6 protein-coding genes are annotated in these 12720 nt (G+C 48.8%); 4 read left to right on the forward strand and 2 right to left on the reverse strand.

Annotated elements, in window-relative coordinates:
* The first annotated feature begins 41 nt into the window (after positions 1 to 41).
* Both QUB33_RS07765 and QUB33_RS07770 read left to right on the forward strand, forming a co-directional pair.
* On the forward strand, positions 42 to 1454 hold the full coding sequence (locus QUB33_RS07765) for an adenylate/guanylate cyclase domain-containing protein (RefSeq protein ID WP_333349159.1): 1413 nt from the start codon (positions 42 to 44) through the stop codon (positions 1452 to 1454).
* Positions 1455 to 1624: 170 nt separating this feature from the next.
* Positions 1625 to 2845 (forward strand): heparan-alpha-glucosaminide N-acetyltransferase domain-containing protein, encoded by a 1221-nt coding sequence (locus tag QUB33_RS07770; protein ID WP_333349161.1) that lies wholly within the window; start codon positions 1625 to 1627, stop codon positions 2843 to 2845.
* Positions 2846 to 2893: 48 nt separating this feature from the next.
* Here QUB33_RS07770 and QUB33_RS07775 read toward each other — a convergent pair whose 3' ends face one another.
* The gene (locus QUB33_RS07775) at positions 2894 to 6748 is read right to left on the reverse strand and encodes a PAS domain-containing protein (protein ID WP_445299514.1); all 3855 of its coding nucleotides are present in this window, start codon (positions 6746 to 6748) and stop codon (positions 2894 to 2896) included.
* A gap of 891 nt (positions 6749 to 7639) precedes the next feature.
* Between QUB33_RS07775 and clpP the strand changes: the two genes are divergently transcribed.
* Positions 7640 to 8272 (forward strand): ATP-dependent Clp endopeptidase proteolytic subunit ClpP, encoded by a 633-nt coding sequence (gene clpP / locus QUB33_RS07780; RefSeq protein WP_333047400.1) that lies wholly within the window; start codon positions 7640 to 7642, stop codon positions 8270 to 8272.
* Between the two features lie 214 nt (positions 8273 to 8486).
* Here clpP and QUB33_RS07785 read toward each other — a convergent pair whose 3' ends face one another.
* Entirely contained in the window at positions 8487 to 9443 is a 957-nt protein-coding gene (locus tag QUB33_RS07785) for a hypothetical protein (RefSeq protein WP_333349163.1), read from the reverse strand.
* A gap of 882 nt (positions 9444 to 10325) precedes the next feature.
* Here QUB33_RS07785 and QUB33_RS07790 point away from each other — a divergent pair.
* Positions 10326 to 12692, forward strand: coding sequence for a ribonuclease R family protein (locus tag QUB33_RS07790; protein ID WP_333349165.1), 2367 nt, complete (start codon positions 10326 to 10328; stop codon positions 12690 to 12692).
* The last annotated feature ends 28 nt before the right edge of the window (positions 12693 to 12720 follow it).

Raw genomic sequence — 12720 nt, forward strand, 5'->3', positions numbered from 1 at the left:
ACCGCCAACATGGATATAAGTTTTATATAGGAGAACGATATATGTCAGAAGCTAATAAAAACCTGTTGGCAGCAGGCGATGACGAATTAATCGCGGCGGGCGACGATGAATTAATATTTGCTGAGGAAGACGAGGCGGAACAAAAACCGCTAGAAGAAAGTTGGAAAATATTAATTGTAGATGATGAAGTAGAAATTCATAATATTACTAAACTAGCGTTAAACGATTTTAAATTTGAAGGTAAGAGTATAACATTTATCAGCGCTTACTCAGGAAAAGAAGCTAAAGAAATAATCCAAAATAACTACGACATAGCCTTGATTTTACTCGATGTAGTTATGGAGACAGAAGAAGCAGGCTTGGAAGTAGTTAAATACATCCGCGATATTTTAAATAATCAAGTAGTGCGAATTATTTTACGCACTGGACAGCCCGGACAAGTACCAGAAGATGTAGTAATTGTCAGCTACGATATCAATGATTACAAAACCAAAACTGAACTTACTAATAAAAAATTATTTACCACAGTAGTCACCGCACTGAGAGCATTTAGATCGCTCAATCAAATCGAGTCCAGCAAAAGCGAACTCGAAAAAATAGCCGCCGCATCAGCTCGTTTTGTACCCCGTGAATTTTTGAAATTTCTCAAAAGAGAAAGCATCGTTGATGCTAGACTAGGAGACGCTGTACAAGCAGAAATGACGATTATGTTTGCCGACATTCGCTCATTTACAAGTCTGTCAGAAAGTATGTCTCCCCGAGAAAACTTTGAATTTCTTAACTCTTACTTAAGCCGAGTTGGTCCAGTTATCCGCGAGTACAACGGTTTTATAGATAAATATATTGGTGACGGGATTATGGCTTTGTTTCCTAACAGGGCTGAAGATGCTGTGCAAGCAGCAATTGAGATGCAGCAGCAAGTAAAAATTTATAACAGACACAGGCAAAACAGTGGCTATCAACCTATTTCGATAGGGATTGGTTTGCATACGGGGACTTTAATGTTAGGTACGATTGGCGAAGCGGAACGAATGGAAAGTACGGTGATTTCTGATGCCGTTAATCTAGCTTCCCGCGTGGAAGGATTGACAAAGCTTTATGGGGTGGCTATTGTAGCTAGCGTCCAAACCCTTTGCCGGATAGACGATCCTCAACATTACAAGTGCCGATTTCTCGATCGCGTTCAAGTCAAAGGAAAACAAACACCTGTTGCTGTATTTGAAATTTACGATGGCGACTCGGCAGCAATGATCGAACTAAAAGCACAAACTCAAACTTATTTTGAACAGGGGATTTTTTTTCACTACCAGCAGCAATTCGCGCAAGCAAGGCAAATGTTTCTGCGGGTTTTGCAAATCAATAAGTATGATAAGGCAGCAGCTTTTTATGCAGAACGCTGCGATATGTTGATGAAAAATGCAGTCATTATGACTCTGGAAGGTATTGAAATTTAGTTGAGGGGTAATGGGGAATTGGGCATGGGGCATGGGGCATGGGGCATGGGGAATTGGGAATTGGGCCGAAAAGAATTAGGAAATGGGCATCCGCTAAGATAGTGAACAGTGAACAGTGAACAGTGAACAGTGAACAGTGAACAGTGAACAGTGAACAAATAACTTAATTTATGCGCTTCAAATCCCTTGATGTTTTTCGCGGAATTGCGATCGCCTCAATGATTCTAGTCAACAACCCCGGTAGTTGGGAACAGGTGTATCCACCGCTAGAACACGCAGAATGGCACGGCTGCACCCCGACAGACTTAATATTTCCGTTTTTCTTGTTCATCGTTGGCTGCGCGATGTCTTTCTCGCTGTCTAAATATATTCAAAATTATCCAAAAACCGGAAGAGAAACCTCAAAAATTACACAAACCAAGCAAAAATCAGAATCCGCCAAAAACCCTCTTCCTTCTTCCTTATTCCTTCTTCCCTATTCAAATATTTACTGGCGAATTGCGCGCCGCGCCGCGATTCTATTTATATTAGGATTACTGCTAAATACATCTTCGATCGCCCTTGACGTACTTCTCAACAGCGCCCCGCTTGAAAACTTCGGTAAAATCCGCATCATGGGAGTATTGCAGCGCATCGGCTTAGCTTATTTCATCAGTGCGATCGCCATTCTCAACCTCTCCCCCCGCAATCAAAAACTGCTCGCGGTTGCCGTACTTTTCGGCTATTGGGCTGCATTAACCGTAGTCCCTGTAGGGGAGTACACTGCCGGCGAACTCACGCCAGAAGGAAATTTAGGGGGATATGTCGATCGGCTAATTCTCGGTAGCCAACACCTGTACAAAGGCGGCCCCTTCGACCCCGAAGGATTGTTGAGTACCTTACCCGCAGTTGTCACAGTCCTCACAGGCTACTTTACCGGAGAATGGCTGCGCGTCCAGCCAATCAAAACCAGCACCAGTGTAAACTTAGCAATCTGCGGCCTCAGTTGGGTGGTAATCGGCCACTTGTGGGGATTTTTATTTCCGATAAACAAACAGCTTTGGACAAGTTCCTATGTAGTTTTTACTGCTGGTTGGGCGTTGCTATTGCTAGCAGCTTGCTACGAAACAATTGAAGTGCGAAATTGGAAATGGGGGCGACCGTTTGAAATCATGGGATTGAATGCAATTTTTTTGTTTGTCGCCTCCGGTATAGTTGCCAGAATTCTTCTAAAAACCCATATCTGTACTGCTGAAAAGGCTCCAACAACTTACACTTGGATTTATGAAAACTGGTTTTTGCCGTGGGCGGGACCGCTGAATGGTTCCCTAGCATTTGCCGTGACTGCGGTCTTATTTTGGTGGTTAATTTTGTATGGAATGTACCGACGTGGTTGGGCGATAAAAATTTGAGTGGTTTGGTATGTAGTGGATATAACTCTTTTCTGGGTAGCGCCCGATCTACTTGAAAAGGCTTTGGGTACTGTCGGCGAACACTAATTCGGTGACGATCGCAACCACTGTTTCTGGGTCAATAGGTTTGGCAAGGTGACGTTGAAAGCCTGCCGCGATCGCCTGCTGTAGATCCATCTCTCCAGCATAGGCAGTCAGGGCGATCGCAGGAACTTGTCCGCCTTGCTCGATCGGCAGGCTGCGAATGTGACGCATCAACATATAGCCATCCATTTCTGGCATCCCAATATCACTGACAACGATCTCTGGAACCGCTTGGGAAAATGCTTGCAGTGCTTTAGTTGCAGAGGCAACGCTGGTGACGATCGCCCCCGCTTGTTCTAAAACAAAGGCTACAAACTCGCGTGAGTCTACCTCATCATCCACGACTAAGACGCGAATGCCGCTTAAATCTCCCGTTGAGTCGGAGGGCGGCTCGATCGCTGGCAATTCCTGAAAGCGAGGCGCAAGCGGAATGCGAACTGTAAACGTAGCCCCCTGTCCTTCACCAGGGCTATCAACCGCGACAGTTCCCCCGTGCAGTTCCACAATTTGCTGCACGATCGCCAGTCCTAATCCCAAGCCGCCAAAGTTGCGGGTGGTGGCTCCATCTTCTTGCCGGAAATGCTCGAAAACATAGGGCAGGAAGTCAGAGCGAATGCCTTTTCCAGTATCAGTAACTTGAATTTCAGCGTGGATTTCATCCACAGCTAGAGTAACAGCGACTTGTCCCCGGTGAGGTGTGAATTTGACCGCGTTAGACAACAGATTCCAGATGACCTGCTGCAACCGTCCAGCATCGCCGATGACGATGCCAACACTGGGTAAAATCGTTGTGCAAATTTGAATGGCTTTCGCTTCTGCGGCTAATCGAACCGTCTCCAGCGCTTCTGAGATGACTTTACTCAGATCGACCGGCAACACGGTTAAAATCAGTTTGCCGCGCAAAATCCGAGAGATATCCAGCAAATCGTCAATGAGTTGCGCCTGGAGTCGGGCGTTACGCTCGATCGTCGCCAGTGCGGTTGCAGTTTTTGTCGCGTCCAATTTTCTCTGCTGCAATAGTTTTGACCAGCCCAGAATCGGATTGAGCGGCGATCGCAATTCATGGGACAGCACTGCCAAAAACTCATCTTTGATCTGGTTGGCGCGATCGGCAGATTCTCGTGCAACTTGCTCTTGCGCCAGCAGTCGTTCCAGTTCAGCTTCAGCTTGCTTTTGCTTCGTGATATCGCGGGAAATTGCTAAAAGTTGAGTCACTTGTCCAGTGGTATTTCGCACGGGTGTGATAATGATATCCCACCACTTCGGTGTGCCCTTGTAAGTGGGAAGATAGGCTTGAAACTGACCGACTTTGCCCGCTTTGGCAGCCGCGATCGCTGCCTTGGCATTTTCATAATATTTACCTTGCCAGATATCTTGCCAACTGGTGTTTAGAACGAGTGACGGATCGTCGATTTCCAACAGGCACAACCCGCCTGGATTGATATAGACGATTTCGCTATCGAGCATTAAGACTTTAATGCAATCTTGACTGCTTTCCAGTATGCGTTGCTTTAGCTCCTCACTGTCGCGCAAGGCTGCTTCGGAGCGGGCGCGTTCGGCTGCAGCCCAAGTACGCTCGGCAACTTCTTCCACCAGAGACACCTCGTCCAGCGTCCAAGCTCGTGGCTCGGATGTGTGGACTGCCAGCCCCGCTACAAACTCGCCTTCCTTGACCAGGGGTATACCGATGTATGCCCCAATCTGGCTCGCGGCGTAGGCCGATCGCTGCTCTGGAGATAGGTTGGGATCGGCTTCCACATCGGATGCGACCACAGGGCAACCCGTGCGGTACGCTGCAAGCAGCTTTGGCCCGAACGAATCAATCGGGTATTTGCCAGCCATTGTTTCGGCTCCGTTGACGTAATCACGCTCAACGACGTAATCAGCGCCGCGAACCTCGAAGTACGCCACGCGGTTCGCGCCGAGATATTCGCCCAGCACGCGGCTGGCTGTAGCCTGAATCTCTACTGGGTCGGCAAGCGGGCGGAGCGCGTCGGCGATAGAGACGCGGAAAGCATCAAATTCGGCGGCTCGCCGCAAAATTTCTTCTGCCCGTTTGCGATCGCTAATATCTTTGAAGACAAGCGCCACTTTTCGCGCTTGGGCTTCACCCGTGCGACAGGCATACACATCGAACCAACGGTTCAGTGCTTTAGCATAATTCTCAAACTGAAGCGGTTCGCCCGTTATCGCGATTCTGCCATAAATTTCAAACCAATGCTTCTCATGATCTGGGGCGAGTTCAAGCATCCGCTTGCCCACTGCCTGCACCAATCCTGATTGTTGTTCAAACGACGGATTGACTTCTAAAAAGCGGTAGTCAATCGCGCGATCGTCTTTATCAAACAGCATCTCGATGACGCAAAAGCCATCGCCGATCGACTCAAACAGCGTCCGGTAGCGTTCCTCGGATTGACGCAGGGTTGCGGCAGTTTGAATGTGCTCGGTAACATTTTTAAAATAAACGGTGATGCCATTTGGAGCGGGGTAAGTGCGAACTTCGTACCAGCGAGCGTGATCCTGGTAAAACGCGGTCATTGACGCAGCCACGCGATCGCGCATTGCACTCGAGTAAACCTGTGCCAACTCATGGCCAACCAATCCTGGATACTCTTGCCATAAATTCTTGCCAATCAAATCCCCTGGAGTGCGATCGAGTAGTGTTTCGGCCGATCGATTGGCGTAGGTGAACCGCCAGTTTTCATCCAGGGAATAGAAGGCTTCAGCGATGCTCTCCAGAATATTGCGAGTCTGCTCCTCGCTTTGGCGCAAGGCTTGTTCTGCCAGTTTGCGATCGGTCATATCTCGCGTCACGCCTGCCACTGCGTCTACTGCACCGTTTATCCCTAAAATTGGCACGAAAATGTATTCATAGGTGCGCGTGCCGATCGCGCTAGTGTAGGGTGCTTCATCCTTGAGCGTCTGGCACGTCTCGATAACTTGTTGAATCTGTTGTTGAACTCTGGTCGCTAAATCAGTTGGATAATCCAGCTCAAAAAAGTTCTTTCCCAAAGCTTCATCCAAACTTTTCTGCCAAAGATTGAGCAACGCCGGACTGATATAAGTGAACCGTCCTGACAGATCGAAGGTGTAAATAAAATCGGGAATTGCACCGACGATCGCATCGAACTTTCGCAGTTGCCGTTCGAGTTCGGTGCGGCTCTCAAGCGAAACGGCTTCAGCACGGGCACGCTCGACGGTTGCCCACGTCTGCTCTGCGGTTTCCTCAACTCGTCTTACCTCGTCTTCTGTCCACTGGCGAGGGTTTGCCTGATGCACTGCCAGCAACGCGACAAATCGCTCGTTCTTGATCAGCGGCACATCAATATGCGCGGCAATATCTATCGAGTGATACCTTGCCTTCTGGCTGGCTGTGTATTTATGGTAGTTTGCCACATCGGGAACGATCGCCGTTTGCCCCGCTTGATGGTCTTCTATCAGGTTCCGCCCAAAGTCTTCCACACGGTACAGCCCACTCAATTCGGCAACACCGTTCGTGTAGTTTTTATGAACGATAAGCTCTTTATCGCCCGGTAACACTTCAACGTAAATAACGCGGCTTGCGCCTAGAGACTCGCCCAGAATGCGGGCCGCGATCGCCTGAATCTCATTAGCATCTGTTAGTGGACGTAGCGCATTGGTGAGCTTGACTCGAAACGCATCGGCTTGGGCAGATTCTAGCTGCGTCTTTTCTGGGTGCGGGGTGCGATCGAGTTCTGTCAACAGAATTTGCACAGCCGTTTTCAGGCTGTCCGACCAAGTTTCGACCGCCCCCAGTAGCGTTTGCGACCAATCGTGCGATCGCATCAGCATCGCCATCTCGCTATCGCCTGCAAATAAATTTTTACGAGCAGCCTCATCTACCACATCAATCACACACTCTACCTCGCTGAAAAATACTGAGCTAAAAGCTGTTTGCTGCCCTCTCGAATGACGATTTAAGAGGATTGACCCACTTCCGCAACCCGCGTCCGAATTTGCCTTAATGCCAAAGGTGAGGGTTGAATCCGTCGATTCTCCCAACGATTAATCGTTACTATTAGAAGATTTCATACACTTTAAGGACATGGTATCTATCATACTCAATATCTGTCAAAAAGTAGACCGGCCGATCTCCCTTAACAATAGTCTGGACAGTTTTTAAGCAGCATTGATTAAATTGTGGAAAGTTAAAAAACCATGAGCGAAACTGAGGACGAGCAGTTTTTTCATTTAAACAACTCTAACGACTGAAATTGGTAAATTTAACCGAACCATAAACGAGCAAAAGGGTTGAATATAAAACCACTAAAAACTTGTTTTGGGGTTGACTAATCGCTGTATTTGTTGTATTATTGATTTAATAATATTCATAAGCCAACCATCTAAAAAGCTGGTGTATTTTTTAGTTTAACTTAAAATAATGCCTTTTTTTCTGTTGGTTTTTAGCTTTGATTCCACTCACTTTTTCGCTTCTGTGATGTACTGCGTTAGCGAAGTTTGCCGTAGGCATCGCATCCCTATCTAAAAACTCTCCGGAGTATTGAATTAGTCTAAAGCAGAAAAAGCAGAGCGAGCTTCCGAATCGAGAAATTGCGACGGCCCAAATGCCTCAACCAATCCCAGCTTAAGGATTTTGCGCGTAAAAGCCGTAGCTTGCGGGGCGGGACGCCATCGCGCGCCGGGAATCCGTAACTACAAATGAACCCAAATCGCTAAAATAAAAAAAAGATACGTAATAGGCAGGCCCTGTCAATGATCCCAACAGTTATAGAACAATCCGGTCGCGGCGAACGCGCTTTTGACATTTACTCGCGACTCCTGCGCGATCGCATCGTCTTCTTGGGCCAACAGGTTGACTCTGACTTAGCTAACCTGATCGTTGCCCAATTGCTATTTTTAGACGCCGAAGACCCCGAGAAAGATATTTATCTCTATATCAATTCCCCAGGGGGTTCGGTAACAGCAGGTATGGGCATTTTTGACACGATGAACCACATCCGCCCCGACATTTGCACTATTTGTCTCGGTTTGGCCGCCAGCATGGGCGCTTTTCTGTTGAGTGCGGGCGCTAAAGGCAAGCGGATGAGTTTGCCTCACTCCCGGATTATGATCCACCAACCTCTAGGCGGAGCTCAAGGCCAAGCAACCGATATTGAAATTCAGGCCAAAGAGATTTTGTACCACAAACGCCGCCTGAACGAACATCTTGCCAACCATACCGGTCAGCCGCTTTCCCGCATTGAAGAAGATACCGAACGGGATTTCTTCATGTCGGCTGAAGAAGCCAAGGACTACGGATTAGTCGATCAAGTCATCGATCGCCGTCCTTCCGCCAGCCGCCCGATCGCCGCTGTCGTCTAAATAAAAAGTTAAAAATCAAAAATGAGGAAATATTCTTCATTTTTGATTTTTAATTTTTAACGGTCATATAGCAGTTTTCAGTGGAGTGAATTACAGATGCTGGGGCGCATGATACGGCGTCACAGTTAAATCCTTACTGTATTTCATACAATTGAAAACTGCTATATTTAGCTTTTTCTAAAAAAACCTCACACCTAGAAACCCTACAAAATTACTAAGGCAAAGATTCGAGATATTGCAGGAAGTCGAGCAATTCTACTTGATTTAAGAAATGGCGCGCTTCTTTGCCGTAACCTTGTTTGAGATAATCTTTTCCTTGGTTGGCAGTCCAGCCCAATCGTTTTATTTCCTCAGTAGTTCTGCTGTAGATTTCCAAATATTCTAGGAAATCTACCAACTGTTCGCTAGAAAGCTCTCTCTGCGACGACTTGCCGAAATTTTGTTCGAGACAGTCAGTTTCTTGTTTCTTAGTCCATTTCAAGCGCCTGAGGATTGCCTCTATTTGGGCGATCGTATCAGAATTATCCTCGATCGCATCGCTGGGGATTCCCACTGCGATCGGTTGCAATTCCCTGACTTCGGCGGCACCCTGTAGCAGTTCACTTTGGCTAGCAGTCGGCACCTCCAGTTCCTGAAGTGGTTCGCCGTAGCTGGAAGAAAGCCAAGCGTCCGAGTCTAACTGCTTCGGTACAAATCCAGTAGCCTCCACGCGATCGACCTTTGGAGGCAGCGGTTCCGGTACAGGTGCGATCGGCTCTTCATTTAATTTCGCTTCAGTCTTGACAAAATTGCTTTCTTGTGGTAGTGGCAATTTGTCGGGAACAGGGATTTCTAGAACAGGAAGAGGAGCAAGAGCAGGCGGAACCGGAACAGCAGGAGGAGGGGGAGGGGGAACAGCAGCAACCGGAGCAACCGGAGCAACCGGAGCAACCGGAGCCGGCTCAACACTCGCGATCGCACGATCGGGCGCAGCAGATCCAAGGACAGCGATCGCTCGCAACCGAGCGCGGTCTTCAGCATCCTCAACAGACTCAGCAGCCGACATAGCCGTAGCCAGAGTTTTGCCGTCAACCTGAACCAGACAGCGAACAACAAACTTACCGTGATGAACAGTCAGCAACTCACAAATTAACTGTCCAGCGGGATAAAGGGCGCGAAATTCAGCAAACATAATTTTTTGACCCCGAAACCAGGAGGGGCTTATGACTTAAGTGTAGTACAGCCAGAGAGAAAACAATTTTCTGAAAGCACCTATTCAACATACAATAAATTAAAGGTGAGTCATCCGCGCAACCTTACACGCCACTAAACCCCATCCCACATCCGGCAGTTTAAGCTAACAAGCACCGGGCGTCATTTCTACCTATAGGAGATGGCACAGCAACTAAGCAAAAGTAGTAAAAGTCTCCGGTTTTGTGTACCTTGCACTTTCTACAGCACAGATTGCTCCCGACCCGCTCGTTGCACCTCCGTCCGCAAGGACAGATCGCGTGCAAAAAAACAGGGGCATCGCAGCAGCGAGCTACTAGCAATTTTGCCTTAAAGATCCGGTAAATTCTTTGCTAAAGCAAGAAGCAAGAGGCACTTCAAAAGGAAGAAGGAACAAGGCAGAAGGAACAAGGCAGAAGGAAGAAATGCAAATTTAATCCCTCTCCATCCCTCCATCGGCTCATCCTCGACTCAAGCCGTCGCTTTCAGTATCGAGCCATCTTTTAAGAACCGACAGGGGCTTTCTAATTTGCGAAGTGCTCGGCGCTGCTGACCTAAAAGCAAACAAACCAACGCTAAAAAATTGTATTGGGGAATAGCGTGCGGGACATTTTTCTGCACCGTCAGCAGTCAGTTCAAGACAGACAGCAGACAATTAGCACGAAGCCGGTGTCGGGAGAGAATCTCAAAAAAACCTCGCGATCAAACAAGGTGGCTGTGCTCGCGTCTCCACCTATTAACCCGCGAATTTGTTGGGAAGCAGGCACTACGAGGGCCCGAGGGGGTGCGGCTGATTTCGCCAAAATTTAGACTAATTGCTGGAAACAAGAGGATCGATCGCTACATGGAATTTTCTATCGCTGCACTGCTGGCAAATTTTACAGAAGACAAATTAGTGGCTCCTAAAGCATTGGAGAAAAAACTCGACTGCAACGACGCCACCAGTCAACTCAAACTTCAAATCGCATTAGAAGCTCTAGAGAAAATTGGCATATTAGTCAAAGACAAAGGCCGATATCGCCGAGTAGCTGAAGACGACGTAGTAGAAGCAAAACTGCGCTGTTCGAGCAAAGGATTTTGCTTTGCAATTCAAGACGCCGAAGGCTCTGAAGACGTTTATGTGCGGGAAAGTCACCTCTCGACAGCTTGGAATGGCGATCGAGTCTTAGTCAAAATCATCAAAGAAGGTAGCCGCCGCCGATCGCCCGAAGGCGAAGTCATGCTCATCCTCGAACGCGCCAACCCCTCGGTACTCGCGCGAGTCAAGCAAACCGCCACCCCCACCGGCCGCGTCAGCTACAGAGCAATCCCCCTGGACGATCGCCTGTTGTTTGAACTAGACTTGCTCGCAAATGGCACAAATCTCCAAGAGGCGATCGACCACCTAGTACACGTCGAAGTCAAACGCTACCCCCTCGGCACCCATCGCCCAGTCGGCAAAGTAGTACAGGTACTCGGTTCCGACGCCGAAGCCGCTGACGATCTCGACATCGTATGCTGCAAACACGACTTGCCGCGATCGTTCCCCGCCGCCGTCATCAAAGCAGCCGAAAATTTGCCCAGCAAAGTCAAAAAAACCGACATCAAAAAACGGCTAGATTTGCGTAACATCCTGACTGTTAGCTTCAGCAAAAACGAACCGGGAGCAAGCAACAGCGAAAACGATGCCCCTAAAGTTGAGGAGGAAAATATCTCCGAGGGAGGAGCCGAAAACGAGTTCGATCCGACATCGTTCCTCTCCGATCCGCCAGTGGAACGCGCTGTGTCGATCGAAACCCTGAAGCCCGGCCGCTGGCAAATAGGAATCCACATCAGCGACGCCGCCGAGTACGTGCAGCCAGAAACCCCGATCGACCGCGAAGCCCGCAAGCGAGGCACCGCCGCCCATCTGGGAGAAAAAATCATCGCCGTACTTCCAGAAATCCTCAACGAGCGCTGCTCTCTGCAGCCAGATACCGAACGGCTGACCTTCAGCATACTGCTCACCCTAGACGAATCTGGAGAACTCTTAGAATACGAAATTCAAGCCAGCGTCATTCAAATTGACTACCACCTCACCTACCAGCAAGCTCAAGCAATTCTCGAACCAGGCGATGCCGAAGATCACCCTTTATCATCCGCCCTCCGTCCTTTCCTAGATCAAATGTCGGCTGCCTCACAGGCTGCCAGAAAGGCAAGGCTCAAGCGGGGAGCTTTTGAACTAAATTTGCCCGATGCTAACTCTCACTTCGACGACGAAGGCGAATTAGGAGCTTTTGCATTCGCTCCCCCCGCCCAGTCGGCTGTCTCCGAGTTGGTGGTACTCGCCAACCAAGCTGTCGCCACTCACCTGCAGGCCTTGGGAGTCCCAGCAATCTACCGCGTCCAGCCGATGCCAGACCCGGCAGACATTCAAGAGTTCATCAAACTCTCCAACAACCTCGGAGGCGAACTGTATCTCGAAAGCGAAGAAGAAGTTTTGCCCTTGGACTTTCAGCGATTTACCCAGCAGTTTGCCGGCCTTAAGTCCGAAAGAGTTCTCACCTACCTGCTAGAAGACACGATGAAGCCCGCTGTTTACAGCACCACTCCCAAGCCGCACTTCGGTTTGGGGCTGTCAGAGGGTTACACGCGCTGCACTTCGCCGCTTTCCCGCTACGCCGATTTGCTGATACTGCGGGTGTTGCAAGCGGTGTTCGAGCAAGGCCGCAGCAGCCGCACAACACGGGCTAAGGAAAAAGTTGACTTGCACCATTCCTCCTGTCACGGTCAAATTACTTGGAATGTTCTCCCGCCAGATTTGCACCACGAATTTGAGACAGAGTTTGCATCGGCCGTGGTACACCTGACGGAACGGGAAAGGGTTGCTGAGGATGCCGAAAGCGATTTGCAGGGATTGAAGAAAACCGGATTGATGAAAGAACGCACCGGGCAAACTTTCCAGGGTTTGATTACAGGTGTGCAGTCTTATGGTTTCTTTGTCGAAATTGAGGTGCGGCCGCCGGAGAGCGACATTCTGCGTGTGGAGGGACTCGTGCACGTTTCTTCGCTCAAGGATGACTGGTACGAGTATCGATCGCGCCAGCAAACTTTGGTGGGTCGCAAGAACCGCAATCAGTACCGTTTGGGCGATCGGGTAGAAGTTCAAGTCAAGAGTGTTGACTACTACCGCCAGCAAATTGATTTAGTTGCAGTTGGCGGCGGCAGTCAAGCTTTTGATGATGATGAATAATCTGTTGACAGTTGACAGTTGACTGTTG

Origin of the sequence: Microcoleus sp. B3-A4 (assembly GCF_036705385.1) — a bacterium.
Lineage (GTDB): Bacteria > Cyanobacteriota > Cyanobacteriia > Cyanobacteriales > Microcoleaceae > Microcoleus.

What these genes read in the sequence shown, in the direction of transcription:
- QUB33_RS07790 (WP_333349165.1), top strand. Translation starts at nt 10,326, where the DNA reads ATGGAATTTTCTATCGCTGCACTGCTGGCAAATTTTACAGAAGACAAA.
- QUB33_RS07765 (WP_333349159.1), top strand. Translation starts at nt 42, where the DNA reads ATGTCAGAAGCTAATAAAAACCTGTTGGCAGCAGGCGATGACGAATTA.
- QUB33_RS07770 (WP_333349161.1), top strand. Translation starts at nt 1,625, where the DNA reads ATGCGCTTCAAATCCCTTGATGTTTTTCGCGGAATTGCGATCGCCTCA.
- QUB33_RS07775 (WP_445299514.1), bottom strand. Translation starts at nt 6,748, where the DNA reads ATGGCGATGCTGATGCGATCGCACGATTGGTCGCAAACGCTACTGGGG.
- QUB33_RS07785 (WP_333349163.1), bottom strand. Translation starts at nt 9,443, where the DNA reads ATGTTTGCTGAATTTCGCGCCCTTTATCCCGCTGGACAGTTAATTTGT.